The organism is Fontibacillus forbon, assembly GCF_046559655.1.
Lineage (GTDB): Bacteria > Bacillota > Bacilli > Paenibacillales > Paenibacillaceae > Fontibacillus.
Genome location: NZ_JBKGFV010000002.1, coordinates 633,416 through 658,112, shown reverse-complemented (window position 1 = coordinate 658,112; position 24,697 = coordinate 633,416). Strand labels below are relative to the sequence as shown.

26 protein-coding genes are annotated in these 24,697 nt (G+C 51.1%); 18 read left to right on the top strand and 8 right to left on the bottom strand.

The features are described 5' to 3' along the window. The first annotated feature begins 31 nt into the window (after nucleotides 1–31). Nucleotides 32–424, top strand: a complete 393-nt coding sequence (locus tag ACLB09_RS10005) for a DUF1499 domain-containing protein (protein ID WP_410769672.1) — start codon at nucleotides 32–34, stop codon at nucleotides 422–424. A 124-nt stretch (nucleotides 425–548) separates the two neighbouring features. On the opposite strand, the gene tpx is transcribed toward ACLB09_RS10005, so the two are convergent. Beyond that, nucleotides 549–1,070, bottom strand: coding sequence for a thiol peroxidase (gene tpx / locus ACLB09_RS10000; RefSeq protein WP_410769671.1), 522 nt, complete (start codon nucleotides 1,068–1,070; stop codon nucleotides 549–551). 109 nt (nucleotides 1,071–1,179) lie between these two features. Here tpx and ACLB09_RS09995 point away from each other — a divergent pair, with 109 nt between their 5' ends. Together ACLB09_RS09995 and ACLB09_RS09990 are read left to right on the top strand one after the other, a co-directional pair. Further along, the gene (locus tag ACLB09_RS09995) at nucleotides 1,180–1,794 is read left to right on the top strand and encodes a rhomboid family intramembrane serine protease (RefSeq protein WP_410769670.1); all 615 of its coding nucleotides are present in this window, start codon (nucleotides 1,180–1,182) and stop codon (nucleotides 1,792–1,794) included. 140 nt (nucleotides 1,795–1,934) lie between these two features. Beyond that, entirely contained in the window at nucleotides 1,935–2,846 is a 912-nt protein-coding gene (locus ACLB09_RS09990) for a LysR family transcriptional regulator (RefSeq protein WP_410769669.1), read from the top strand. Between the two features lie 91 nt (nucleotides 2,847–2,937). Here the strand turns inward: ACLB09_RS09990 and ACLB09_RS09985 are convergent, their stop codons facing one another. Further along, on the bottom strand, nucleotides 2,938–3,618 hold the full coding sequence (locus ACLB09_RS09985; protein WP_410769668.1) for a zinc metallopeptidase: 681 nt from the start codon (nucleotides 3,616–3,618) through the stop codon (nucleotides 2,938–2,940). Between the two features lie 48 nt (nucleotides 3,619–3,666). Continuing rightward, nucleotides 3,667–4,128, bottom strand: coding sequence for a MerR family transcriptional regulator (locus ACLB09_RS09980; RefSeq protein WP_410769667.1), 462 nt, complete (start codon nucleotides 4,126–4,128; stop codon nucleotides 3,667–3,669). A gap of 295 nt (nucleotides 4,129–4,423) precedes the next feature. On the opposite strand from ACLB09_RS09980, the gene ACLB09_RS09975 reads away from it, so the two are divergent. From ACLB09_RS09975 to ACLB09_RS09965, 3 genes are read left to right on the top strand one after another with little or no spacing between them, the layout of a single operon-like run. After that, the gene (locus ACLB09_RS09975; RefSeq protein ID WP_410769666.1) at nucleotides 4,424–5,866 is read left to right on the top strand and encodes an ammonium transporter; all 1,443 of its coding nucleotides are present in this window, start codon (nucleotides 4,424–4,426) and stop codon (nucleotides 5,864–5,866) included. Between the two features lie 49 nt (nucleotides 5,867–5,915). Beyond that, complete coding sequence (locus tag ACLB09_RS09970) at nucleotides 5,916–7,013, top strand: DUF294 nucleotidyltransferase-like domain-containing protein (RefSeq protein ID WP_410769665.1); 1,098 nt, start codon at nucleotides 5,916–5,918, stop codon at nucleotides 7,011–7,013. Beyond that, complete coding sequence (locus tag ACLB09_RS09965; protein ID WP_410770066.1) at nucleotides 7,010–7,744, top strand: exonuclease domain-containing protein; 735 nt, start codon at nucleotides 7,010–7,012, stop codon at nucleotides 7,742–7,744. The genes ACLB09_RS09970 and ACLB09_RS09965 overlap by 4 nt, the downstream gene beginning before the upstream one ends. Here the strand turns inward: ACLB09_RS09965 and ACLB09_RS09960 are convergent. Next, on the bottom strand, nucleotides 7,731–8,237 hold the full coding sequence (locus ACLB09_RS09960; protein WP_410769664.1) for a M67 family metallopeptidase: 507 nt from the start codon (nucleotides 8,235–8,237) through the stop codon (nucleotides 7,731–7,733). The two genes, ACLB09_RS09965 and ACLB09_RS09960, sit on opposite strands and share 14 nt — an antisense overlap. A 111-nt stretch (nucleotides 8,238–8,348) precedes the next feature. Between ACLB09_RS09960 and ACLB09_RS09955 the strand changes: the two genes are divergently transcribed. Beyond that, nucleotides 8,349–8,939 carry a TlpA family protein disulfide reductase gene (locus tag ACLB09_RS09955; RefSeq protein ID WP_410769663.1) on the top strand — a complete coding sequence of 197 codons (591 nt, stop codon included), beginning with the start codon at nucleotides 8,349–8,351 and terminating at the stop codon, nucleotides 8,937–8,939. Nucleotides 8,940–9,009: 70 nt separating this feature from the next. Here ACLB09_RS09955 and cimA read toward each other — a convergent pair whose 3' ends face one another. Further along, nucleotides 9,010–10,629 (bottom strand): citramalate synthase, encoded by a 1,620-nt coding sequence (cimA, locus tag ACLB09_RS09950; protein WP_410769662.1) that lies wholly within the window; start codon nucleotides 10,627–10,629, stop codon nucleotides 9,010–9,012. A gap of 226 nt (nucleotides 10,630–10,855) precedes the next feature. On the opposite strand from cimA, the gene ACLB09_RS09945 reads away from it, so the two are divergent. From ACLB09_RS09945 to ACLB09_RS09935, 3 genes are all read left to right on the top strand, one after another. Next, nucleotides 10,856–12,175: a DNA polymerase IV gene (locus tag ACLB09_RS09945; protein WP_410769661.1), complete on the top strand. Its 1,320-nt coding sequence runs from the start codon at nucleotides 10,856–10,858 to the stop codon at nucleotides 12,173–12,175. 120 nt (nucleotides 12,176–12,295) lie between these two features. Beyond that, nucleotides 12,296–12,538, top strand: coding sequence for a ferredoxin (locus ACLB09_RS09940; protein WP_410769660.1), 243 nt, complete (start codon nucleotides 12,296–12,298; stop codon nucleotides 12,536–12,538). A gap of 194 nt (nucleotides 12,539–12,732) precedes the next feature. Further along, the gene (locus tag ACLB09_RS09935; RefSeq protein WP_410769659.1) at nucleotides 12,733–14,187 is read left to right on the top strand and encodes a L,D-transpeptidase family protein; all 1,455 of its coding nucleotides are present in this window, start codon (nucleotides 12,733–12,735) and stop codon (nucleotides 14,185–14,187) included. Here ACLB09_RS09935 and ACLB09_RS09930 read toward each other — a convergent pair. Further along, the gene (locus ACLB09_RS09930) at nucleotides 14,184–14,321 is read right to left on the bottom strand and encodes a hypothetical protein (protein WP_410769658.1); all 138 of its coding nucleotides are present in this window, start codon (nucleotides 14,319–14,321) and stop codon (nucleotides 14,184–14,186) included. The genes ACLB09_RS09935 and ACLB09_RS09930 overlap by 4 nt on opposite strands. Nucleotides 14,322–14,502: 181 nt before the next feature. On the opposite strand from ACLB09_RS09930, the gene ACLB09_RS09925 reads away from it, so the two are divergent. The 6 genes from ACLB09_RS09925 (at nucleotide 14,503) to ACLB09_RS09900 (ending at nucleotide 20,215) form a co-directional block, all read left to right on the top strand. Beyond that, nucleotides 14,503–15,597, top strand: coding sequence for a quinone-dependent dihydroorotate dehydrogenase (locus ACLB09_RS09925; RefSeq protein WP_410769657.1), 1,095 nt, complete (start codon nucleotides 14,503–14,505; stop codon nucleotides 15,595–15,597). A 28-nt stretch (nucleotides 15,598–15,625) separates the two neighbouring features. After that, entirely contained in the window at nucleotides 15,626–16,441 is an 816-nt protein-coding gene (locus ACLB09_RS09920; RefSeq protein ID WP_114496249.1) for a GTP pyrophosphokinase, read from the top strand. Continuing rightward, on the top strand, nucleotides 16,431–16,904 hold the full coding sequence (locus ACLB09_RS09915) for a DUF309 domain-containing protein (protein WP_410769656.1): 474 nt from the start codon (nucleotides 16,431–16,433) through the stop codon (nucleotides 16,902–16,904). Before ACLB09_RS09920 ends, ACLB09_RS09915 begins: the two co-directional genes overlap by 11 nt. 151 nt (nucleotides 16,905–17,055) lie before the next feature. Continuing rightward, on the top strand, nucleotides 17,056–18,615 hold the full coding sequence (locus ACLB09_RS09910) for an RsmB/NOP family class I SAM-dependent RNA methyltransferase (RefSeq protein ID WP_410769655.1): 1,560 nt from the start codon (nucleotides 17,056–17,058) through the stop codon (nucleotides 18,613–18,615). A 3-nt stretch (nucleotides 18,616–18,618) separates the two neighbouring features. Continuing rightward, nucleotides 18,619–19,383, top strand: a complete 765-nt coding sequence (locus ACLB09_RS09905; protein ID WP_410769654.1) for a pseudouridine synthase — start codon at nucleotides 18,619–18,621, stop codon at nucleotides 19,381–19,383. Between the two features lie 19 nt (nucleotides 19,384–19,402). Beyond that, nucleotides 19,403–20,215, top strand: coding sequence for a Cof-type HAD-IIB family hydrolase (locus ACLB09_RS09900; RefSeq protein ID WP_410769653.1), 813 nt, complete (start codon nucleotides 19,403–19,405; stop codon nucleotides 20,213–20,215). Nucleotides 20,216–20,270: 55 nt separating this feature from the next. Here the strand turns inward: ACLB09_RS09900 and ACLB09_RS09895 are convergent, their stop codons facing one another. After that, a complete protein-coding gene (locus tag ACLB09_RS09895) occupies nucleotides 20,271–20,366 on the bottom strand; it encodes a YjcZ family sporulation protein (protein ID WP_410769652.1) in 96 nt (31 codons plus the stop codon). A gap of 245 nt (nucleotides 20,367–20,611) precedes the next feature. Here ACLB09_RS09895 and ACLB09_RS09890 point away from each other — a divergent pair, with 245 nt between their 5' ends. After that, nucleotides 20,612–21,850, top strand: a complete 1,239-nt coding sequence (locus ACLB09_RS09890; protein WP_410769651.1) for a copper amine oxidase N-terminal domain-containing protein — start codon at nucleotides 20,612–20,614, stop codon at nucleotides 21,848–21,850. A gap of 133 nt (nucleotides 21,851–21,983) precedes the next feature. On the opposite strand, the gene ACLB09_RS09885 is transcribed toward ACLB09_RS09890, so the two are convergent. After that, nucleotides 21,984–23,390, bottom strand: coding sequence for an RsmB/NOP family class I SAM-dependent RNA methyltransferase (locus tag ACLB09_RS09885; RefSeq protein WP_410769650.1), 1,407 nt, complete (start codon nucleotides 23,388–23,390; stop codon nucleotides 21,984–21,986). A 172-nt stretch (nucleotides 23,391–23,562) separates the two neighbouring features. On the opposite strand from ACLB09_RS09885, the gene ACLB09_RS09880 reads away from it, so the two are divergent. Continuing rightward, nucleotides 23,563–24,687 (top strand): glycosyltransferase family 4 protein, encoded by a 1,125-nt coding sequence (locus ACLB09_RS09880; protein WP_410769649.1) that lies wholly within the window; start codon nucleotides 23,563–23,565, stop codon nucleotides 24,685–24,687. The last annotated feature ends 10 nt before the right edge of the window (nucleotides 24,688–24,697 follow it).

Here is a 24,697-nt window from a genome sequence, read left to right as displayed (position 1 = left end):
TGTGTTAGTAGGATAAAGGAGGAAGAACAGGTTGTCGCTAAAGAGAACGCTTGCCGGCATATTTCGCAGTCAGGAAGGAACGAGTGATCGTGCGAAAATGCCCGAATTAAAAACAAGATATTATCAATTATCCAAAGACAAAATTTGGGAGGAAGTTTCCTCGACCCTAAAAAAAGTGCCTGGCTACAAAGTGCTTCATGAGGTGCCTTCCGTTGGGGAAATTACGCTGGAGAAGCGCAGCGGATTCGGACGTACGATGGATATTACGGTTTCCATCGTGTCTACCGGTCCTATGCGCAGCGCGGTGGACATTTATTCTGCCACTCGCGGATCGTTTGGCGATCTGGGGGCTAACTATCGCAACATCCTGCATTTGTTCGGCATGTTGGATAAAAAGCTGTCATCGTACAAAGTATCGTCCTGATCATCTAGAGGATGACGCTGCATGATAAAAGCGAGCAGGGAGGGTTTCCCTCCTCGCTCGCTTTTCGTTTACCGTTGTATTCCATACGGAGACGCTGTTGTTCTGCCGAACGCCGAGACCGGGATCAGGACAGCAATTCTTTTACAGCGGCTACCGGTTTCTCATAATCGGGATGCTCGGACATTTCTTTAAGCACTTCGACGTAACGGATTTTGTTGTCTTGATCGACGACAAAAACGGCGCGTTGGTCGAGCGCGAATTCCTTGATGAGAACACCATAGGCTTTGCCGAAGGCGTTGTCCTTGTAATCGGACAAGGTTACGACGCGGTCTACGCCGGCGGCTCCGCACCAGCGGGCTTGCGCGAATGGAAGGTCCGCACTGACGGTCAGAATGACCACGCCTTCGCCAAGGCCGGCGGCTTCCTGATTGAAGCGGCGGGTTTGCGCATCGCATACGCCTGTATCCAGGGAGGGTACGACACTGATCAGCTTGATTTTGCCTGCAAAGTCTTGCAGGGTGACTTCTTCGAGCAGGTTTTTATTCAACCGGAAATCGGGTGCAGTATCACCGACTTTTAATTCCGGCCCCACTAGCGTAATGGGATTGCCTTTGAATGTTGCCACGCTTGCGCGTTCTTGTGTCATTTGATTCTCCTCCTAAACATGAGATAATGGGTTATCCAGTCTTAATTATAGTCGTTTTAAAAAGCGATTGTCCAACTTTGGGAAATAAAGATCGAAAAGGAAGGTTCAGATGATTTTTATCCGTTATGAGAATTGGAAAAGCTATCTTCGTTACTATCCGGTGACCTGCTTGATCTTGGCCGCCAATCTGTTTATGTTTGTGCTCGTCATGTTTAACGGGGGGTCAGATAATCCTTACACCCAGCTAAGATTCGGGGCTCTTACCAATGATCCGTATTTTGAGGGAGAATCATGGAGGTTGTTTGCTTCCATGTTTTTGCATCATGACTTCGGGCACCTGTTCTCCAACTGTTTCGCCATTCTGGTGTTTGCTCCGCCGCTGGAAAGGCTGCTGGGCCATTGGCGTTATGCGCTCTTATATATCGGCAGTGGTCTTATAGGCAATTTGATCAGTTTGGAAATCTACCGCCAGTCGACGGAGCTTCATCTTTCCGTAGGGGCTTCCGGGGCCGTGTATGGGGTTTATGGAGCATTTCTGTACATAGCGCTGCTGCAGCGGCAGTTGATGGATGAGAGCTCCCGCAAAACGCTTTACAGCCTGTTGATCATCGGGGTCGTATTTTCCGTCATTGTACCCCAGGTGAACTGGATGGCTCATTTCGGGGGACTCGTTGGGGGATTCTTCCTCTATGGAATCATCATCAGATTGTTAAAACGCCGTTGAACCTCGGGGAGGTCCATGGTACATTAGAGATAACCCACCACTTTAGTTAGAAATAGTTATTTTTTCGTATGTAAGCCCTTTTATACTTATCGGCCCTAATTCGGATTTAAGAGCAGATGCGAAACGGAGCGATCAGATTCGTGGAATTAAGACAATTACAGTACTTTCTTAAAGTGGCGAGGAAAGAACACGTCACCCAGGCGGCGGAAGAACTGCATGTGGCTCAATCCGCGGTAAGCCGGCAAATACACCAATTGGAGCAAGAGCTTGGCGTCAACCTGTTTATGCAAAAAGGAAGGAATTTGCAGCTGACAGCCGTTGGCCAGCTGTTTTGCAGCCGGGTCGAGACCATTCTGAAAGATTTGGATCGTGCGGTTAACGAAGTACATGAATTTTTGGACCCCGAACAAGGCGAGATTCGTCTCGGTTTTCCGAACAGCCTGGGAATTCATATTATCCCCAGCGTAGTGGCAGAATTTCGCAAGCTTTATCCCAATGTTAAATTCCGTTTCAGGCAAGGGACGTATCCTACCTTGATCCGCGATGTGGTTTCGGGAGAAGTGGATTTGGCATTCATTTCGCCTTTTCCGGAAAATCATGATCAGGTGGTCGGGAATGTGGTTCTGACGGAAGATTTGGTTGCAATTATGCCGCCCAGTCATCCGTTGGCAAGCGAACAGAGCATCAGACTGAACCAGCTTAAGGACGATAAGTTTATTCTGTTCAGCAAAGGTTATTCGCTTCGGCCGATCGTATGGCAGGCATGCCTGGAGGCCGGGTTTACTCCGAAGATAGCTTTTGAAGGGGAGGAAACCGATACGATTCGCGGTTTGGTTGCCGCCGGAATGGGCGTAAGCCTGTTACCGGAAATGGCGCTGTTTCAAAGTTTTTCGCTGCAGCCGAGCCGGGTCCGTATTTCGGATCCCAAAGTGACCCGCACGATCGGGCTGATCCACCGTGCGGATGAAAAGCTGCCGCTTGTCGCCCAATCGTTCAGAGTATTTTTGCTGGAATATTTCGGACTTCAAATCGATACGCCGCCGAGTCAATAACCGGCGGTTTTTTTTGCATTCACAAAAAACAAGCTCCTACGCTGTGAAAAACAGCGAGGGAGCTTGTTAACGTATCGGCAATATAATACTCTTATTCCCGGTTTCCCACGAACATGAGAATGTAACGAATCAGCTCGAGCAAGGAAATCAAGGCGGCAGCTACGTAGGTCAGAGCAGCCGAATTCAGTACTTTCGCTACGCCGCGCTCTTCTTCATGGGTGACGAAACCTTGTTGCAGCATGACCTTGCGTGCCCGGTTGCTGGCGTTGAATTCGACCGGCAGTGTAACCAGTTGAAACAGCACGGCTGCGGAGAAGAAGATAATGCCAAGCCCAAGTAAATTGAAAGCTCCGAACAAGAAGCCTGCCAAGATCAGGAAAGGCGCTACGCCGGAGGCGAAGTTCACAAACGGAAACATTCTGTGCCGCATTACCAGCATCGGATACGATTCCTTATGCTGGATGGCGTGCCCGACTTCGTGGCAGGCCACCGCGACGGCCGAGATGGATCTTTCGTAATAGACAGGTTCCGATAAACGGACCACCCGCTTAATGGGATCGTAGTGGTCCGACAAAGTGCCGCGAACCGGTTCGATCGGTACATCATAAAGTCCATGAGAGTCCAGCATGCGTCTGGCGGCATCATGACCCGTCAATCCGTACATGTTGGGCACTTTTGCCCAAGTCTTGAACGTGCCCGAGACCCGGAACTGGGCCCATAATGACAATCCAAAGGCCAATAATATCGGGATAAGCATTACATTAGAGTACATGATTTATTCCTCCATGAAAGTCAGATAAGTAGGTCAGGAAAAATCGTCTTAACTGAAAGGGCCGTGATTCAGTATGATTCGGAGAGCTTCAATGCAAGCCAAACTTTGCGGCATCAGATTGGAAAATGCCCGACGTGCCTGGCCCGGCTTCAGACTTGAAATCAGCGGCTCAAGTTCCTTCACTTCACGTTCGAGTTGTTGCATATGAAGTTCGAGCGAACTTAATTTCTCGGTCACGTGCTCTTCATTCGTGACGTTATTCCATTGCTCCAACTTCGTACGGATTTCCTCAAGCGAGTATTTTTCCTGCTTCATCTGATTAATACGTTCCAGCCGCGACAAGGTTTCAGAACTGTATAAACGGTAATTTTTCTGTGTCCGTTTCTCAGCTGAGATCAGCCCAAGCTTGGTGTAATAGTCAATGGTGCGTTCGCTGACTTCTGCGGCTTTCGCCAGTTCTCCGATCCGATAAAGTTTTATAACTCCAATAGGATCACCTCTCTCCAACATTTTATCCATTTTGAAGCGGATATTGCATTCTATAGAATGTAATATCTTTGCATTATTTATGATACCCGAACAACAACTGTACAGTCAAACGTCATACTTTATATTTATCAGTAACTAAACTATAAAAAACAGCAATACATGACACAAGATGTAAGTTAGTTTACACTATATGTAATGTAATTTGCATTTTTCAGTATTTTTCAAAAAAACTATTGTCATACCAACATATTTAGTCTTATAATCACCTTAACATTTTAATTTGTGTTAGGAAATATGACATTGAGGAGAGGGTCTCATGAAAAAGAAATGGTTGTTTGGTTTATTAGGAGCGTTAGCTGCATTTGCATTTCCTGTATCGGCATTTGCCGCCGAGGGAGAAATAACCGCACCGGTTCTCCAAATCGGATTGAATTCTCTGTTCGTATTCTTGGCAACCATGCTGGTGTTCTTTATGCAAGCCGGTTTTGCTCTCTTGGAAGCAGGGACGGTTCGAATGAAAAACGCCGGGCACGTAGCCGGCAAGACTGTACTCACGCTGGGTATTTCCGTCGTCGTCTGGTGGGCGGTCGGATTCGGTTTCGCTTTCGGGGATGGCAACAGCTTCCTGGGAACTACAGGATTTTTGTTCGGCGGGGAAGATGCTATCGGATCATTTAGTGTATTCTCCGAAATTGGAGTTCCATTAAATCTGATGTTTCTGTTCCAAATGGCTTTTGCCGCTGTATCTCTGGCGATTGCCTGCGGCGGTATGGCGGAACGTGCAAAACTTAGCGTTTATATCATCTTCGGTGCACTTTTCCTTACGATTATATATCCTGTTGTCGCTCACTGGGTGTGGGGCGGCGGTTGGCTCGGCGCATTGGGTATGCAGGATTATGCAGGGTCGACGGTTGTCCATCTTACAGGTGCAACGGCCGCATTGGCCGCTACGATTCTCTTAAAACCGCGTCTTGGCAAGTATAATAAAGATGGAAAACCGAACAGCATTCCGGGTCATAACCAAGTGTTGACCGTACTAGGTGTAATTATTCTCTGGGTTGGATGGTTTGGTTTTAACCCGGGTAGTGCTTTAACTCCGTTGAATGATGGATTCTTCGGTTATGTCTTGCTCACAACAAACCTTGCGGCAGCAGCAGGTGCCGTAGCGGCGTTGCTCATTTCGTGGGCTGTCATGGGTAAGTCGGATATTCCAAGCATGCTTAACGGGGTGCTTGCCGCACTTGTTGCAATTACAGGCTCTTGTGCCTTTGTCGAAGCTTGGGCTTCCATTGTAATAGGTGCTGTGGCCGGCGTATTGACATTCTTTACAGCAAGATGGTTTGAACGTGCAGGACTTGACGATCCGATCTATGCATTCTCCGTACATGGTATCGCCGGGGTTTGGGGTGCAATTTCTACTGGATTGTTCGCTACGCCTGAACTGGCCGACAAGACTGGAGTAGGTTCGGCAGGCCTCTTCTACGGCGGCGGATTCGGACAATTGGGTGTACAGCTCCTGGGGGTTATCGGTACATTCGCATTCGTACTCGCGATTTCGTTCCTGCTGCTCGGTGGCATGAAATGGGTGATGGGACTGCGCGTTACGGAAGAAGAAGAAATGATGGGTCTGGATATCAGCGAACACGGAACCTACGGTTATCCGGAACAAATGAGTTTGTTGAATCAAGGTTCTGCAACTCCAGGCGCGAAGACTGTGGCAGACGGACCTCGAATCGTGAAGAACGATACAGCATTGTAAGTGCTACGCATCAAAGGCTAATCATCTATGAAAGAAAGGGAGTCGGCCTATGAGATACGAAACGGCGATGAACCATGTCAGTTTTCAAGCGATCCGGTCGGCTTCCACTCCAGAGCTGCTTAGGTCGGCGCGATTAGAGGAGCAAACACGTCTGTATGACAGGTTTACATCTACAAAGATCGAAGAGTGGAACCGGGAAGCCGGAGAACTTCAAGATGCCGTGATGTCGAGGGCAGTGAATTTATGTGAAGAGCAGTTCATCGAGGAGGGCTTCGGCTCTCCTCCTGCTTCATATGCGTTCGTGGCCTTCGGCAGTGCCGGCAGGGAAGAACAAACGCTTTGGAGCGATCAGGATAACGGCCTGATTATCGGAACAAGCGAAGAACCGGAAGGAAGGACTAAAACCTACTTTGACCAATTCGGACTCAGACTTTCGCAAATTCTTGAAGAGGCAGGTTACCCGCCTTGTCCGGGAAATGTGATGGTTAGTAATCCGTTATGGCGAAAGACCGCCCTGGAATGGGAAGCGCAGCTTGAAACCTGGAGAGAGCAGCTTGGCTGGGAACAGGTAAGGTATCTAATGATCGCAGCGGATTTGCGACATGTCTCTGGTGACATAAGCCTTTCCCGCAAGGTGCGCCAATCCATGCATGAAATCTTCGAACAAACCTCTTCTCCGGAACAAAATCTTGCCGCAGCCGTGCTGCGAAATACCGTTCGTCACAAAGCGGCGTTGAATGTTTTGGGGCAGGTGATTACGGAACAGACCGGTGAACATGCCGGTGATTTTGACGTAAAATACGGGCTATATCTTCCTATTGTCAATGCGGTCCGGTATTTGGCTGTGGAATACGGCATTAACGCCTCATCGACTCAGGAACGGCTGGCTCAGCTGAATCAGCTTGAAGTCGCGCCCTTCCGGTGGCTGGAATCTTGCCTGCAGGCGTTTCATACCGCATTGAGGTTCAGATCGATGACCTCTTATATAGAAGAAAGCGGAATGGTGTCGGGAACCGGATATTTGCCTCAAGCTATATTGAAACAGAAAGAAATCAGACGCGAGCTGCGGGAAGCGCTTGGAACGGTTAAACTGATGTACCGTACCTTGCAGCGTCAGCAAAGATATGCGGAAAGGAAATGGCTATGAAGGAACCGATGAAGGGAAACGGCGGATTTTGGGATGCACTCAAGGGCGGAGGGATCTCCCCACGGATCGCTTCCATGCTCGGAGCGCCCAGCGCCCAGCAGATCGCTTTTGTGCGCTCGCTGACCAAGGGACAACGCCGGCCGGAGACGCTTCATATTCCGCTCAGCCAATTGAAGACTGCGGTGTTTGATCTGGAAACGACGGGATTTCACTATCATTACGGGGATGAGATTTTGTCTTTCGGCACCGTCAAGGTGGATGGAGAAGAGATTACGGGAGAAGTTTATTATTCGTTATGCAAACCAGCCTGTTCGGTTCCGGAACGCATTGTGGAGCTGACTGGTATTACGCCGGAGATGGTGCAGGATGCGCCGCCGCTGCTTCAGGCACTGCGTGAATTCATGGCATTTGTCGATGACCGGGTATTAATTGCTCACGGGAGTGCGCATGATAAAGCGTTTTTGGATGTGGCTTTGTGGAAGACGACGAAGGCCCATTTGGGACATCGCGTGCTCGATACGATGATGATCGCGCAAAAACTGGAGCCGGAACGAAGGATCTCTTCGCTCGATGACTGGCTTAACGCCTATGATCTTCCGATTTTGCAGCGTCATCATGCGTTGGAAGATGCTAAAATGACTGCCGGATTATGGAAGATCATGATCGGACGGCTAAAAGACCGGGGAGTCATTACGCTTGGAGACCTTTACAGCTTTCTCAGCAAGACATGAGCAGGTTATAAAGAGAGAAGGGTTCGTTGTTTGGCCTGACAACCGAATAAGCTTGAACATGGAAGCCGTCCGGGATATCGCCGGACGGTTTTTCCTTGTTACCGTTCCATATATCCCAGGGAGTTGTGCTCCGGCTCCCGATGAGATACACGGAAATAAGGGAGCCGAAATGTTGAAGCTGCTGGATGTCCAGCGCAGACGGGACCGGCAGTGATGTCGGATGCGAATGATAGATGCCGATCAAATCGGGGGCGTAACAGCATCGCACCCATTCGACGGGATCGAAGGCGAAGGCATGCCGGGGATTTTCTGCGATATTGGATAGCGGCAAGTAATTTTCGGCGATCACGGTTTCCGTGGTCAGGTGCCCAAAGAACGCTCCGCAAGCTTCCATAGGAAAGCGGTCATCGAAATCTTTTTCCAGTAGGGTCCGGACTTGTGCCGGTAGCTGAAGCAGAGTAGGGAATGAGTCGGCGTGATTGAATCCGGTCATCGGAAGTCTCCTTTCATCTTAAATTGTAACTATTCGAGGAAACGGGGTACAATAGAACAGGAACCACAAATTCAAGCTTTGTATACAACATAACATAAAGGAAGTCGTTATATGAAACGAAACGGATGGATTCTGGCCGGTCTATTGGTCTTGCTGGCAGCCGCCTTATACGAAAATTACGATCAGGAAATCAAGTCTTGGTTCGGAAGCGGCGAAACTTCCGCGACGGAGGCGGAATCGGGAACATCGGTAAGCGCCCTGGTGGCCGAAAGCGCTCCGAAACCGGGAACGCCCGCGCCGGAATTTTCACTCGCCGGGCTGGACGGGAAAACCTATGAGATTGGAGGGAAGCGGGATAAGCCGTTACTTCTCAATTTTTGGGCTTCCTGGTGCGATCCGTGCAAAGAAGAAGCCCCGGACCTGGTGAATCTGGCGAAAAAATACGATAGCCAGCTTGATGTCTATGCGGTGAATGTCACCTTTTACGACAAACTGGACAATGCAAAGGAATTTGTTGAAAATTACGGGTATACTTTCCCGGTTCTTCTGGATGAGAAAGAGGAGTTATACAGAAAGTTTAACGGCATTGCTTTTCCGACGAATGTTCTGATCGACGAGAACGGGAAGGTACAGGATGTAATTGTCGGCACGCTATCGAAGGAAGAGTTGGAGGCCAAAATCAAAAAGCTGTTGAATGTGTAGCGGATGTAGATGCAGTCATTAAAAAACGTCAGAGAAGGGATAGCCTTCATCTGACGTTTTTTGGGTGTGTTTAATGATTGACCAAACCCCGTGCAGCCGACGGAATTTCGGTGTAGTCCTCGCGTTTCGTTTGTCCGATCAGGGCGTAACGAAGGCTGTCCACCAGCGCTTCCCAGCTCGCTTCAATGACGTTGCCGGAAACGCCGACCGTACTCCAGGAGTTTTCAAAATCCCGGGATTCGATAAGCACTCGAACTTTGGAAGCCGTCGCATCCTTGTCGTCGAGTACGCGGACTTTATAATCGGACAAGTGTATTTCCTGCAGGCCGGGGTAATATGTGATAAGCGCTTTGCGTAGCGCATTATCAAGCGCATTCACCGGTCCGTTTCCTTCGGCGGCCGTATAGATGCTTGTTCCGTCGATATTCAGCTTGACGAAGGCTTCGGAAATAACCGGTTTGCCGGCGGACTTCTCGACCAGCATCTTGAACGATTCGAACACGAACAATTCTTTTAGATCTCCGTTGGCTTCCCGAAGGAGCAGTTCCAGCGAAGCGTCCGCGCCTTCGAATTGGTAGCCCTGGTGCTCCAGGTCTTTGATCTTCGAGATGACTTCGCGCGTTTCTTCGTTCTCCGGATCGAACGGAATTCCCAGTTCCTGCGCTTTGGACAGGATGTTGCTCTGTCCGGCGAGTTCGGAGACGAGCACCCGCTGGCGGTTGCCTACCGTTTCCGGGGTGATGTGCTCGTAAGTGCGGGAGTCGCGCAGAATTGCCGAGACGTGAATGCCGCCCTTATGGGCAAAAGCGGATGTGCCGACATACGGCTGATTGATCGGCATGTACACATTGGCAATTTCGCTAACGTAGCGGGCCGTGTTGGTCAGTTGCTTCAAACGCTCGGGCTCCAGCACTTCGTACCCGAGCTTGAGCTGGAGGTTCGGGATGATGGAACACAGATTGGCGTTGCCGCAGCGTTCGCCGTACCCGTTCATCGTCCCCTGGATTTGCTCCGCTCCGGCACGAACGGCGCTAAGGGAGTTGGCGACCGCAAGTTCGCAGTCGTTGTGCGTATGAATGCCCAGGCGAGAGGTGGTAACCCGGCCGGCAAGCACGCTGACGATGTCATGTACTTCGTGCGGCATGGTGCCGCCGTTCGTGTCGCACATCGTCAGCCAATCCGCGCCTGCTTCTTCCGCTTTGCGCATGACCGCAAGCGCGTATTCCGGATTGTTCTTGTAGCCGTCGAAGAAATGCTCGGCATCAAAAATAACTTCCAGTCCATGACGCTTCAAATAGGAAACGGAATCGTAGATCATCGCAAGGTTCTCGTCCAGCGTAGTTTGCAGGGCGGTATGAACATGGAAATCCCAGGATTTCCCGACGAGCGTCGCCGCCTGAACACCGGATTCGATCACGCGCTTCAAATTGGCGTCATGTTCCGCTATGCTGTCTTTGCGCCGCGTACTGCCGAAAGCCGTAATTTTGGCGGATAGGCCAAACTCCTGCACGCGTTTGAAAAATTCGATATCTTTACTGTTGCTTCCCGGGTTTCCGCCTTCGATATAATGGACACCCAGTTGATCCAGCTTCTTTGCTATCTTCAACTTATCGTCTGCGGACAGGCTAATGCCCTCGCCCTGCGTACCGTCTCGCAATGTAGTGTCGAAGATGGATAAAGCCTTTGACATGATGGATGTCTCCCCCTTTTAGATGTCCTCAGAAGCAAGCTCCGTTTTGGTATAATTTCTAATTATAACATTTGTTTTTTTAAATGTAACACGGTTTTTGGCGGAGTTCAAAAACGTCGAGTGCTCGATTCCGGATACGGCAGGTTATTCTTAATGAAAACCCTGTCAGGAAAGACTAGTAGCAATGTTGACCGGTACTCGGGCAAAGGGGTATGCTGGATGCAGAATGATAGATGAGGGGAAGGTCTTGAACGTGTCAGGCAATATCGATGAATACTATCCCGCCCGCGGCCGGGTCGTGCTGCATGTCGATATGAACGCATTTTACTGCTCCGTACACGAAGCGGAGGAGCCTGAGAAGTACCGGAACCAGCCAACGGCGGTAGCGGGAAGCGTTGAACTGCGCAAGGGCGTGATCGTTACTTGTTCCTATGCGGCCCGGAAACGGGGGATATCCACCGGAATGACCGTTAGCCAGGGATTGAAGAAATGTCCCGAGCTGATCGTGATCAAACCGGACTTCCACTTGTACCGGAAATATTCCAGAGCGTTTATGGATATTGCTTACGGTTATACGCCATTGCTCCAGGCGGTTTCGATTGATGAATGCTATCTCGATATCACCGGCTCGAAGCAATTCGGAACTCCGCTGGACATCGCCCATGAAATTCAATCCAGGATTTCCGATGAACTTGGATTGCCTTGTTCTATCGGGGTTGCACCGAACAAGCTGCTGGCCAAGATGGCTTCCGATATGAAGAAGCCGAACGGAATTACGGTGCTGCGAATCCGCGATGTTCCTGCGCTGTTGTGGGATAAGCCGTGCAATGAAATGTTCGGGATCGGAAACAAAACGGCGGAAAAACTGAAGAAGATGAGAATTTATACGATCGGACAACTTGCTGCGGCAGACGAGGTACTTCTGGCGGAGAAATTTGGCGTGGCGGGTCACTGGATGAAGCAGGCCGCACACGGGCTGGATGATTCTCCTGTCCGCGAGGATCATGAGAAGAACAAGTCTGTCGGCCACACGACGACCTTGCCGCGGGATATTAGCCGGATGGAAAAGGTTCAGCGGGTATTTCTGAATTTGGCCGACCAGGTCACAAGGCGGTTGCGGCGGCAAAAGCTGGTAGCACAAACGGTGCAGATTACGATCCGTACGCCGGATATGAAGACGATAACCCGTTCACAAAGTCTGGAGACGGTCATCGACCGGGCGGAAGACGTGTACCGGGAAGCGTGCGAATTGTACCGAAAGCACTGGAGTGAAGACAAACCTGTCCGTCTGCTTGGCATTACCCTGCAAAATCTGGTGACAAAAGAGGAGTCCGCTTTGCAGCTCGATCTGTTTGATTATGAGCAGCAACCCCGGAAGGAATCCTTGACCAAAACAATGGACTTGCTGCGTGATAAATTTGGCGAGAATGCGGTTTTGACGGCAGGAATGCTGACCGATGATCCTTCGGCGCTGATCCGGAATCACAAAATTCGCGGGACTTCCCTGCAGACCGATTTTCTGCGGAAATCGGAAGATGAATCCTGATTTTCGATTGGTATAATACGGAAATTGAATTGAAATTGACTTCACTTTATATTATATTGAACTTGGTGACAAACTAAACTTAGCACCGGACTTGTACCGTTTATTCAGGAGGCAGAAAAGATGGCTAAATATACTTGGGTTGAAAAAGACACTTGCATCGCTTGCGGCGCTTGCGGCGCAACGGCACCGGATATTTACGATTACGATGATGAGGGCTTGGCCGAAGTCATTTATAACAGCGACGCCAACCGTGGCGTGACCGAAATTCCGGAAGATTTGTTCGATGATCTTCAGGACGCTTGTGATGGATGCCCAACGGATTCCATCAAGATTGCGGACGCTCCTTTTAATAAAGAAGGCTAGTCCGACATCGGCAGATATGACTGCTCAAAGCACTCTCCGTTTTGATATCGGGGGGTGTTTTTTCATGTCTTTCGACATTGTTTTAGGTCCTAAGTAGTGATTTTTATCCACCGGCTCATGATTCTTAGCAACCGGGTTTTGTTTACCGATATAATTAGTAGCAGAATGCTAATTTGTCCATGTGGAGGATTTCGATGAGTAACTCGGCTTACCTCAAGAAATACGTGGAAAACCACCCGAAAAATAAAATGGCCTGGTATTTGCTGGGCAAAGAATATGAAGCAAACGGGCAGGAAGGCAAAGCGCACTATTGCTACATTCAGGCGGGAAGCGTATTTGAGGCCTTTGAATCGAGCAAAATGCCTGCCGATTTGTGGAAGGAATATCAGGAAAACCTGCTGCTGGAATCCAGACGCAAGGAAAAGCGCCACAATTATCTGCGTAAAGCGGGGATTGCTCTAATGTTGCTCTTGGTAGTTTGGTTGCCGTCCGCGCACGCTCCAGGAAAGGAAATGCCTGCAAACGCTGCCGAAAACAATCAGAAGGATGAACCCGGATCCGGAAATGAAAATCCGGTTGTTCAGGACGCTGCCAAACCTCCAAAGCAATCTGATGGACTGCAGGACAAACCGCCGGTGATCGAGCTGGCCTATACGGCCAAACCTTATTTCGGCGACGCTACGGTCAGGCAGAAGGCACTGGGCAGCCTTTTTGACGAAGGGAAGGATCGCGCTGCATTGGAAACCGCGGTGCTCGGGATGAAGCGGTCCGGAAAGTGGGCGCTCTGGTCGGACGACATGCCGGTCGTTTACGGGGTAAAACAAAGCCCGGAAACGGGGGCTGCGGCGATCCAGTCCTACGATGCTAAAGCTTGCGACTGTACGCCGCCCGATGCGTCGGAGCTGCAGCTGGGCGCAGCAGAATGGACCGCGCGTCAGGAGTCGTTGGCCCTGCTCTCTTCGGCGATGCAGCAATATAAGCTTCAGAAGGGCCAATGGCCGGCAGATTTGAAGGATTTGACGGGATCGTTTCCCGATAATTGGATCGCTGGCAGCAATCCGGTCATGAAGGAAGCGTTCAAACCGATGCTTGAGAAGCTGAAGCAGCTTAAGGGTGGAAAAGCGGGAGAAGGCGCTACGGGATTGCAGGTTGCTAAGGAAGATGGCAAAAACGCTGCATTTCTTCCCGGGGTAGATCCTTTTTTTGACAAGCCGCTGGAAGTGATCGTGGATACGAAGCATCATACGCTTGCGGTCGTAAGCGGAAACATCATAATTAGAAGTTATAAGGTCGGGCTAGGCGGGGATAAAACTCCGGAAGGGACGTACCGGATTACGGATAAAGTCGTGAATCCGAACGGACGGGATGATGGGGAATTCGGCAGTCGCGGCATGCAGCTATCGGACACGAATTATGCGATTCACGGGACGAATGAACCGGATAGTATCGGCAAGGATCAATCGCTGGGTTGTGTCAGGATGTCCAAGCAGGATGTGGAGGAATTGTTTGATTTGGTTCCTAAAGGGACGAAAGTAACGATAGGAAAGGGGATTCTTCCGAAGCTGGAATCGGTTCCCGAAAAGCGGTTTGCCTTGGGCGACCGTCAGGATCAGAGCAATCCCCACCGTACATATCACTGGCTGGATTAAATTTGCGTAATTACGATCACGGCGGCAACTATAATAATTAGAGCGGCCACGACCGAGCCTGTCCATATAAGTGCTTTTTTGTTGACTTCATCCTTTTTTTGCTGCAGTGTTGGCGGTTTCCGTTTGGTTGACATCGGTTATTCCCCTTCCTTCATAACAGGAGTATACTCCTCCATTGTAATGGCTTTCATAAGAAAATACTATATCCCCGATCACGCATTTCCTGCACAGATAAACTTTTCTTTTGCGCCGGAAACCGCTAAACTGGATATGGAGTTTTATGTGAGCACAGAGACGAACGGAGTGAAGTAACCAGTGTTGTATCGCCATTTGGGGAAACCCGTATTTTTTAAATTGGATCCGGAAAAAGCCCATCATCTTGTGATCGGCGGTCTACATACAGCGGCTAAAGTCCCGGGCATGGTTTCGCTGATGCGCGGCATGTATGGAACTTCACAGGCGCAGGAATTGTCCGCGGATTTATTCGGCGTTCATTTTCCTTCCCCGATAGGACTTGCGGCAGGACTTGATAAAAATGCCGAAGCGGTAGAAGGTTTCTCCGCCATCGGATTCGGGTTTATGGAAGTGGGTACCGTTACGCCCAAAGCCCAGCCGGGCAATGAATTGCCGCGGTTGTTCCGGCTTCCCCCGGAAGAGGCTTTAATTAACCGCATGGGATTTAACAATCACGGTGCCGAACAGATGGCGGAGCGGCTTGCCGCACTGAAGAAGCGTCCGATTCCGGTCGCGGTCAATATCGGAAAAAACAAGGCTACTCCGAATGAAGACGCCCATTTGGATTATAAGAAATGTATATCCGTGCTGTATCCGTACGCCGATTTTTTTGTCGTGAATATCAGTTCACCGAATACGCCGGATTTACGTAATCTGCAGCATGGGAACGAGTTGTCGGTACTTCTGGATGCGGTAAAGGAAGAAATGGCGGTCCAGGCCAAGCGCCACGGAGCGGGCAAAGCGGTGCTTGTAAAGATCGCACCGGATGTCAGCTTTGATGAGCTGGAATATATGGTCGATACGATTCAAAAGAGCGGCGTTTCCGGCTTGATCGCGACCAACACCACGATATCCCGTGACGGGCTGACCCACGTTAATGCCAAAGAAACCGGAGGCCTCAGCGGCAAGCCGCTGCGCGAAAGGTCTACGGACATCATTTCGCGGGTTTACCGGCAGACCGGCGGCAAGCTGCCGATTATCGGTTCGGGCGGCATTTTTAGTGCTGCCGACGCCTATGAGAAGATTACTGCCGGTGCCAGCCTGGTCGAGATATATACGGCCTTGATTTACGAAGGCCCGGAAATCAACCGCAAGCTCCATCGCGGATTGCGGGAACTACTGAAACGGGATGGCTTCGCCCATATTTCCGAGGCGGTCGGGGCCGACCATCGCTAAGCGGCTAGAGAAGACAGGAGGCACACGCATGGACAGTAGGGATTGGAGTACTTTTTTGCTTCCGTATGAACAAACGGTTGAGGAATTAAAGGTTAAATTCAAAACAATGCGGTCCGAGTTAAAGAAGCGTGAGGAATACGCTCCGATTGAATTCGTGACCGGCAGGGTCAAGAAAATTTCCAGCATTCTCGATAAAGCCAAAAGATTGGACGTCTCCATGGATGATCTGGAAACGGGAATCGAGGATATCGCAGGTATTCGCATCATGTGCCAATTCGTGGAAGATATCCGCCGCGTGGCGCAATATATCCGGATGCGCAAGGATTTGAGCGTGTTATTCGAGAAAGATTACATCACGAACTACAAGGAAAGCGGATACCGCAGCTTCCATATGATCGTGGAATACCCGGTGCAAACGGCACTGGGTCAAAAAAACGTACTCGCCGAAATTCAGATCCGGACGCTCGCCATGAATTTCTGGGCAACGATCGAGCACTCCCTGAATTATAAGTATAAAGAGAGCCTGCCCGACGAGATGCGGAAACGGTTGAAAAAAGCGGCCGAAGCGGCCAACGTGCTTGATAATGAAATGTCCAGTATCCGCCAGGAGATTCTGATTGCGCAAAAGAGCTTTGAAGACGACTCCAACATAGTGTCGCTCTTGCTTGCGGCGATTCATCAGCTTTATTTCTATCATCTCGTTTCCGAGGCGATCGATGCGCAGGAACGGTTTAACCGTCTGTGGGAAGCCAGGGATATGGAAGGGATGAAAGATCTGCTGGTCGGGGTCAAAGGGCTGATCAAGGCCTCCAAAAAAGTGGAGGAGCCCGGAGATGAATTATGAGCCGCTATATGTGGCGTATTTGATCTATTTTAACCGGGACCGGGACTATTTCGAATGCCATGAAGTGCTGGAGGAATTGTGGCTTAAGCAAGGCAGAGCCCCTTTATATAAAGGCTTGTTGCAGGTGGCCGTCGGATTGTACCATTTCCGTAACGGGAACATCACCGGTGGAAGAAAAATGCTGCGTTCCGCCGCGGAAAAACTTGCACCGTATCCTCCGGACAGTCTCGGCATCGATCTGGAACGGCTACGCAATGAGACTTCCGCTTATGCAAGCAGGCTCGAGAATTATGAACAGGTGCCGTTCGAGTATTACGATTTAAACATCAAACTGATCGATCCCGAGCTTATCTCGGCCGTCGAGATAAGCTCGCCGGATATCGCCCCGAATATTCCGCAGCAGCGCGGGCCGCGCCGCGGGGCAAAGCATGAGGCGCGGGAAGCCAATAAAAGACGGGAATGAAGCCCGCCGTGTGAATGATAATGCAGCTTGCTCCCAGATAGGAGCGGCTGCATTTTGTCGTACGATGCTTTGATTATTTGGTACCGTAAGTCTTATGTTACAATAGGTTTGCCGGAAAAAGGCACCAGACCTGCAGAATGGAAGGTAGATTATGGCGGTACAATTACCAATTGCTTTTTTGAATCGAATGAAAGCCCTGCTGGGCGATGAATATAATTCATTTTTGTCTTCCTACGACAAGCCGAGGTATGCGGGCATCCGGGTAAATACATTGAAAATCAGTGAGGATGACTTCCGCGCGATTTCACCGTTTCAGCTGAGGCCGATCCCTTGGTGCGGTACAGGCTTTTATGTGGACGAAGGCTTGAAGCCTGGCAAGCACCCTTATTATCATGCCGGACTTTATTATATTCAGGAGCCAAGCGCGATGGCTCCCGCCGAAGTGCTGAACGTGGAGCCCGGGGATCGGGTACTTGACCTGTGCGCTGCTCCTGGCGGAAAATCCACTCAGATTGCGGCCAAGCTGAAGGGTGAAGGGCTGCTGGTCACGAATGACATCAGTGCGGACAGGACGAAGGCGCTGGCCAAAAACATGGAACTGTATGGAGTTCGCAATGCCGTGGTGCTCAACGAAACGCCGGAAAGAATAGCCGAGGCGCTCCCCCGGTTTTTTAACAAAATTCTGATCGATGCCCCCTGTTCCGGTGAAGGCATGTTCCGTAAGGATGAAGATATGGCCCGGCAGTGGGAACGGCATTCGGTAGCGAAATGCACGCTGATGCAGCGGGATATTTTAAAAACAGCGGCCGATCTGCTGTCGCCGGGCGGAAGAATCGTTTACTCCACTTGTACGTTCGCTCCGGAAGAAAACGAGGCGAGCATCGCAGAATTTATACAACATCATCCCGACTTTGAGGTTGTTCCGTTGCCGGAGCAAGCCGGTTTTTCTCCGGGGCGGCCGGATTGGCTTGCCTTGCTGGCGGAAGGCGGAAGCGGATTGACCCTAGGTGGGCAAGGGGTTCCGCTGCCGGAAATATCGGAAGAGGCGATGGCGCAAACCGCCGGCTGCGGAAGACTCTGGCCGCATAAGGTGGAGGGGGAAGGACACTTTATCGCCGTATTAAGGCATAAGGGCTCTGTCGAGCAACTTGAGCAGCCGGTCGCAGTCCGGGAGCAGCCGCATCGACGGCTTGATAGCCGGTCCGGTAAAGCGCGCAAGCAGGAGAAAATCGTTAATGCAAGGAACACCGGCAAAAAAGAACCGGACGAGCGCGAGATGCTGGAGGGCTGGCATACTTTTGCGGCGGAGCAGCTATGTTCCGCACCGGAGGGAGATGCGCTTCTTTTTGGCGGTCATATCTATGTATCTCCTCTGAGCAAACAGCAGCTTCATGGATTGAAAACTGTTCGACCCGGCTGGTATGTAGGCACGGTAAAGAACGGTCGGTTCCAGCCTGGTCATCCGCTGGCAGCCGCGCTGAATCCATCAGAGGCACGGAGGGTATTGAACCTGTCGTTAGCGGACGGGGAAGCCGTGCGGTACTTAAAAGGAGAGACGCTGGAGATCCCGGAATCGCGGGTTTCCCGTACTCCGGAAACAAAGCCGAAGGGATATGTACTAATTACGGTTGACGGTTATTCCCTTGGCTGGGGCAAATGGCAGGACGGCCTGCTCAAAAATGAATATCCTGCCGGTTGGAGGTGGACATAGAGGATGAGTGAAGGCAAGAAGACGCAGCGCATTGATAAAATACTAGGTAATCTGGGATACGGCTCTCGCTCGGACATCAAAAAAATGGTGAAGCAGGGAAGGATTGCGCTAAACGGATCATCCGTTAAGGACAGCGGGGTTCAAAGTAATCCGAACGTAGACCTAATCGAAGTTGACGGTGAGAAAATATTCTACCGGGAATTTGTTTACATCATGCTGCACAAGCCGCCGGGCGTCATCTCGGCGACCGAAGATATGCGCGAGCGAACGGTGGTTGATTTGCTCACTGATGAATTCCGTGTTTTTTCGCCGTTCCCTGTCGGGCGGCTGGATAAAGACACGGAAGGGTTGCTGCTGCTGACGAATGACGGGCAACTGGCTCACGATCTGCTTTCTCCGAGGAAGCATGTACCTAAAACCTATGTAGCCGATTGTGTAGGCGAGATCGGAGAGCGGGAAGCTTCCTTGTTTGCCCGAGGGGTCGAGCTGGATGACGGTTATGTCACCTTGCCGGCCTTGATGGAGGTGCTGGAGCAGGGAACCTATGAAGATGGCAGTGTAAAAACGGTCATTTCATTGACCATTTCGGAAGGGAAATTTCATCAGGTCAAACGGATGCTTGAGGCCGTAGGCTCCAAAGTGACATACTTGAAGCGCATCTCAATGGGGCCGCTCTTGTTGGATGAAGAGCTGCCAATGGGTTCTTTTCGCGAATTGACCCTATCAGAACTTGAGTCGCTGCGTTCCTATAAAAATACTAAACTGTGAATTTCAAAGGAGTTATGAGATGAAATACAAACTGATTGCCCTGGATGTCGACGGAACTCTGCTGAATGACGATCATGTACTTACGCCGGGGACGGCGGAAACGATTAAAAGGATTGCGAAGCAAGGGACGGAATTCGTATTATGTACCGGACGGGCACCCGTAAATTCGATTCCTTTTATGCGGGAAATGGGTCTGAACGGTTACGTCATTACGCATAACGGTGCGGCAACGGTGAATGTGCAAACGGAGGAGATCGTGCATGAATTTGCATTGGAACCCCAAGGACTGGACCGTTACATCGATTATTGCATGAAGAAAGGCGTTCATTATGATATAAATACGACGTTCGCTTTGTACGTGCCGGGAGCGTCCGGTCTCAGTAAGGAAGCGTTGGATATGTACCATTTGTATATGATGGAACCGAAGGATCTTCCGAATTGGGCCGACTTTAGCGAGCCGATCGTAAAGATGACGATCACGGCCGAGATGAAAGAACTGGACGCCATTCATTCGGACTGGAATCTTTGGCCTCAAGAGTTCAATGTATTACGGAGCGGCGACTTTTTTATCGATATTATGCATAAGGAAGCTTCGAAAGGAGCCGCCCTGAAAAAGCTCGCCGACAAACGGGGAATTCCGGCGGAGGAAGTTATGGCGATCGGCAATTACTATAATGATTTGACGATGCTGACTTTTGCCGGGCTAGGTGTAGCTATGGACAACTCGCCTGTGGAGGTCAAAGCGGCTGCGAATGCGGTCACGGTATCCAACAACGAAGAGGGCGTTAAAGCGGCGCTTGAAAAATACTGCCTCGGACAGTCGGTCAAATAAATGTTAAAGCCGCCGGAGATGTATCTCCGGCGGCTTTTCCGTACCTACCTAACCGTTACAGGACCCAGGCGCGGGATATGATAACAAGCAAAATGAAAAGCACCAGAATGGCTCCTGTCGATGTGAAGCCACCGCCATGAATTTCACCCATGGTTATTCCTCCCTTATTTACTGATCAAGATCCCGGCTGTTAGCGGGATACCGTATTGTATGCAGGGGATGAAAAATGGTATGGTCATCGGCCCTGTCGCTGCGGATTTAGGGAAAGGCCTTGCGGCTTCCGGCTCGATAGTTTTGTTGGGAGCCGGGTTTCATGAAACTTTCAATCGGTTTATAACGTCTTAGTTAAGTGCTTTTATATTCGGTTATCCATAACTATGTTGGAGGTCATGAACTATGATCAGTAAATCACGATTATCACGTTTATGTATCGTCGTTTCCATCTCCGTTGTAACGGCAATCACCGCCGGGACTCTTCCTTCCTCAAATACCGCGGCAGCGGCGAGTCCAAATTCGGCTCAGGCTTCAAGCGGAATTAAGGTCACCTTGAACGGAGGAGAGTTTCAGCCGCAGTCGGCACCTTACGTCAAGAACGGTACCGTATTTTTGCCACTGCGTGATATTGGGGAATTGCTCGGCACCGTCGTATTTTGGAGTTCCTCTTCCAAAACGGTGACGATGACTTATCCGGAACTTACGGTCGCGCTCAATTACGGCTCGGGGAAAGCGACCATCAACGGCAAGGCCCAAAGCTTGGCGGCAAATCCGGAGATCATTAAGGGACGAATCTATGTTCCTTTGCGCTTTTTGTCGGAAGCGACCGGGGCCGATGTGAATTGGAATGCCAAGGCCAAAACGGTAAGCATTCAAAAGCCGGAGAAATTCGCCAAGGGAGGGGGAGTCAATGTCACGGCCTGGGTGAACCGCGCGAACGGCGACTTGTATATCGCCCATCCTTACGAGCAATCCCCTGCACGGGTCGGAAAGGTGGATGCCGATTTTCAGGAATACGTATCGATCAATTCATTCTTTACAAGTTCGGGAAGCATGATCTTGACGATTCTGGATAATTACGGGGAACCGCATGTCCAATTCGGAGCCTACGGGATTCTAGTCCGTGACAATAAAATCGTCGCCCAGAAGAAGGCGAACTATTTTCAGCGTTACGAGGAAAATGCAATCTATTATCAATACCTGGATGAGGGCAGCAACCGGAACGTCGAGCGCTCCTTGTTGACGGACGGCCGGACGCTGAGCGTCTATGATGCCGAAGGAAAAGAGGTTGAGACTTACGACCTGCCTGAATTGGTCGGCAAAGACGAGACCTATGCAGTACTGGGAGCCGGCAAGGATTACCTCGTCGTCCGGCCGAACCGGACGGGACTCCTGACGGTGATTAATCTGAAGGACAATTCCACGGTGGAACTGGCTGAAAAGCTGCTGACCGGTGATGATCTGGAGTATGCGCGGACGAACGACGTCCCTTACCATGGCGATGAACTGAAGTTCCTGGGTTTGGACACGGCCACAGGTCTGCTTGGATTCAGTTACGTAAGCCCTTTTGACGGCAAACAGGAGGTTCAATTGTTCACGTATAATCTGAAAACCGGGGAAACAGGAGTCATGAAGCCCTAAAGCAGGGCGAGTTTGAATATCGTAAGGACATAGGAAGGGGCGTAAGCACGCGGTGTGCTTACGCCCCTGTTTTAGTTGGGCCCCCAGGCAAACAGAGGGGGGAGGAAGATCCTGGTCCTGGCGAGAACCGGCTTTAGCCGGGTTGCCTTAGTCCTTTGGGCAGGTGGTTTTTGAGCTGACCGCCACTGGCCTTGCCCCAGCCGAGCGGGAAGCCTTCTCCGCCGCAGTCGACGGCGACGAGGCACCAGCCGCGCAGGCTGTCCGGCACGGGCAGTGCTTCCCCGTGCAGATAAGCTTTGACGGCCGGGGATTCCGCGTCGTTCAAGGTCCAGACGCGGGCTGCCTGCTCGGTCTTCACAGCCATGGCCAGCGCATGGGCGGGCTCAAACCGGCCTTTGCGGTATTCGCCCAGTTGGAGGCCGGCCCGTGGAATCTTTAGCCCGGACAGGTGATCCGCCGTCAGGACCAGCCCCTCGCTGCGCGGCATAAGATATAGCGCTTCGCCGAAGAGGATCGGTTCGCCTTCCGCTTGAAAGCCGGGCAGCGTTTCTGCTGCAAACTCGCGGAATGCGGCAATAGCGGCTGCGGTTTCGCGGGTGGCGGAACTGTCTTTGCCCCCGCGTCCGCCCTGACGTCCCTGCCGCTTCCGCTTCCCCGCCGCCTCATCCGCAGCGGCTTCCGCGGGTTCGCGCTCCAGCAGGGCTACATAGTGCCCTTCGCCTTCCTGCAGATGCGGCCAAATCCGCTTCTCATCCACCAGCTTCAGGCAAGAATATTCCGCCAGCAGCCTTCGGATCGTATCTTCGTTTTCGCGCCGGTTGAATGTGCAGGTGGAATAAGCGAGTCGGCCGCCCGGTTTTAACATGGCGACGGCGTCCTGAAGAATGTCCCATTGGCGTGCGGCGCACAGTTCCACCGAGTCCGGCGACCATTCCGATACGGCGTCAGGATCTTTGCGGAACATGCCCTCACCCGAGCAGGGGGCATCGAGCATGATACGGTCGAACGTCAGCGGAAACCGGGCGGATAGCTCGGGCGGAGACGCCTGGGTTACCACGGCATTGGCGATGCCTAGGCGTTCCACATTTTCGGCAAGAATCTTCGCTCTCTGCGGATGGATTTCATTGCTGATCAGCAGGCCCTCGCCACCCATTTTAGCGGCGATCTGCGTCGTTTTTCCGCCGGGGGCCGCCGCCAGATCCAGCACGGTTTCCCCGGGCTGCGGATTTAGCAGTTCGACGGCCGACATGGCCGAGGGTTCTTGAATATAATATAGTCCGGCGGCATGAAAGGGATGTTTGCCCGGACGGTTCTTGTCCTCGTAATAGAAGCCCGAGCTGCACCACGGAACGGGGCGAAGTCCGAACAGATCCGAAATAGTACCCGATGCGGTAGAATCCGGGATGATTTTCAACGTGTTGAAACGCAATCCGTAAGTCCGCGGCTGATCATAGCTGCGAAGAAATAGTGTCCCTTCGGCAGTGCCCAGCATGGCGGTAATTGCGCTGCGAAAATGTTCCGGCAGAGTTGGTTTGGTCATGAATGGTTGCTCCTTTTTGGACGATAACTATGGCCTGGTTGTCCCTTTCGCAGTTTATCATATCCTTTTTTATTCTCAAAAGGGGAATGGATGTTCCGTCCAGCCTATGGCATAATGGAGAGGCAGGCGGTTCATCCGCAAAATAGAAAGAGAAGAGCAAAGGAGAACCCTTATGAAGCTGCTGCAAGCCTTGTTTTTCCCTCCGGAACAGCCCGGAGGCGTATCGTCGATGATCCCGTATCTGCAAGACCGGTTCAATCCTCCCCATTGGGAGATGGAACTGTTCTCTTTACCCAAGCGGATTCGCTCTAAAGGGAGCGGGCCCGTAGAATTTCATACGTTCGATTGGCATGAATTCGAAGACAGTCCGATCGTGCAAAAATATGTGCAAACGTACCGGGATTATCTGTGGTGGACGAGGCTGCGGCTACAGCGGTCCTTCGATCTGATTCACGCCCATCACCCCATCGCGGGCCTTGCGATGAAAGAGGCATTCCCGGATACGCCGGTGATTCAGAGCATTCACTCCAGCTATGAACGGGAACTGATTTTAAACGGCCGCATCGCGGAGAATGGTCCGGAGCACCGTTTCCTTACTTCCCTGTACAAAGAACTGGAGCACAGAACCGACAAGATGTATACGGTCTCGCAGTCTTTTCGCGAATATTTAAGCCCCCATGTGATTCATCCCGAAAATATCGGCGTCATTCCTAACGGGTTCGACGAGAAACGATTTAAACCGGTACCGCATGAAAATGAAGTAGCCCAACTGGTTACGGTGTGCCGGCTCGTTCCGGCGAAAGGGCTCGATATTTTGCTGAAAGCTTGCGCGGAGCTTAAAGCCCGCGGTCTGTCTTATGTCCTGCATATTATCGGCGACGGACCGATCCGAAAGGATCTGGAAGAGCTGGCCCAGCGGTTGGGCATTTATGAGGAGACTATATTTTACGGTTATACCCTTCATCCTGAAGAATTTATGCCTTTCTTTGATATTTTCGTGCTTCCTTCCCGGGCGGAGGCGTTCGGCTCGGTGTTTGCCGAAGCCGCACTTTGCAGTTTGGCTTTGGTAGGTTCGGAGGTCGGCGGAATCGCCGAACAGATCGTCGACGGATCGAACGGCCTGCTTGTTCCGCCCGAGGATCACGTCTCGCTGGCGGAAGCGCTGGAGAAAGTGATCGTCGATCCTTCTTATCGATATGAGCTGGCCAGATCCGGATCGGATTTCGCCAAAAATCACTATTCCCTGAACCGCGTTGTTCATGAACTTAAAAAAACGTATTTGCAATTTGATCGATGAAAGAGTGAAC

Coding starts and splice junctions, on each gene's coding strand:
- ACLB09_RS09945 (WP_410769661.1), top strand. CDS start 10,856: ATGATAGATGAGGGGAAGGTCTTGAACGTGTCAGGCAATATCGATGAA.
- ACLB09_RS09915 (WP_410769656.1), top strand. CDS start 16,431: ATGAATTATGAGCCGCTATATGTGGCGTATTTGATCTATTTTAACCGG.
- ACLB09_RS09965 (WP_410770066.1), top strand. CDS start 7,010: ATGAAGGAACCGATGAAGGGAAACGGCGGATTTTGGGATGCACTCAAG.
- ACLB09_RS09900 (WP_410769653.1), top strand. CDS start 19,403: ATGAAATACAAACTGATTGCCCTGGATGTCGACGGAACTCTGCTGAAT.
- ACLB09_RS09910 (WP_410769655.1), top strand. CDS start 17,056: ATGGCGGTACAATTACCAATTGCTTTTTTGAATCGAATGAAAGCCCTG.
- ACLB09_RS09995 (WP_410769670.1), top strand. CDS start 1,180: ATGATTTTTATCCGTTATGAGAATTGGAAAAGCTATCTTCGTTACTAT.
- ACLB09_RS09920 (WP_114496249.1), top strand. CDS start 15,626: ATGGACAGTAGGGATTGGAGTACTTTTTTGCTTCCGTATGAACAAACG.
- ACLB09_RS09975 (WP_410769666.1), top strand. CDS start 4,424: ATGAAAAAGAAATGGTTGTTTGGTTTATTAGGAGCGTTAGCTGCATTT.
- ACLB09_RS09955 (WP_410769663.1), top strand. CDS start 8,349: ATGAAACGAAACGGATGGATTCTGGCCGGTCTATTGGTCTTGCTGGCA.
- ACLB09_RS09985 (WP_410769668.1), bottom strand. CDS start 3,618: ATGTACTCTAATGTAATGCTTATCCCGATATTATTGGCCTTTGGATTG.
- ACLB09_RS09960 (WP_410769664.1), bottom strand. CDS start 8,237: ATGACCGGATTCAATCACGCCGACTCATTCCCTACTCTGCTTCAGCTA.
- ACLB09_RS09935 (WP_410769659.1), top strand. CDS start 12,733: ATGAGTAACTCGGCTTACCTCAAGAAATACGTGGAAAACCACCCGAAA.
- ACLB09_RS09930 (WP_410769658.1), bottom strand. CDS start 14,321: ATGTCAACCAAACGGAAACCGCCAACACTGCAGCAAAAAAAGGATGAA.
- ACLB09_RS09905 (WP_410769654.1), top strand. CDS start 18,619: ATGAGTGAAGGCAAGAAGACGCAGCGCATTGATAAAATACTAGGTAAT.
- ACLB09_RS09940 (WP_410769660.1), top strand. CDS start 12,296: ATGGCTAAATATACTTGGGTTGAAAAAGACACTTGCATCGCTTGCGGC.
- ACLB09_RS09890 (WP_410769651.1), top strand. CDS start 20,612: ATGATCAGTAAATCACGATTATCACGTTTATGTATCGTCGTTTCCATC.
- ACLB09_RS09970 (WP_410769665.1), top strand. CDS start 5,916: ATGAGATACGAAACGGCGATGAACCATGTCAGTTTTCAAGCGATCCGG.
- ACLB09_RS09885 (WP_410769650.1), bottom strand. CDS start 23,390: ATGACCAAACCAACTCTGCCGGAACATTTTCGCAGCGCAATTACCGCC.
- tpx (WP_410769671.1), bottom strand. CDS start 1,070: ATGACACAAGAACGCGCAAGCGTGGCAACATTCAAAGGCAATCCCATT.
- ACLB09_RS09880 (WP_410769649.1), top strand. CDS start 23,563: ATGAAGCTGCTGCAAGCCTTGTTTTTCCCTCCGGAACAGCCCGGAGGC.
- cimA (WP_410769662.1), bottom strand. CDS start 10,629: ATGTCAAAGGCTTTATCCATCTTCGACACTACATTGCGAGACGGTACG.
- ACLB09_RS09980 (WP_410769667.1), bottom strand. CDS start 4,128: ATGTTGGAGAGAGGTGATCCTATTGGAGTTATAAAACTTTATCGGATC.
- ACLB09_RS09895 (WP_410769652.1), bottom strand. CDS start 20,366: ATGGGTGAAATTCATGGCGGTGGCTTCACATCGACAGGAGCCATTCTG.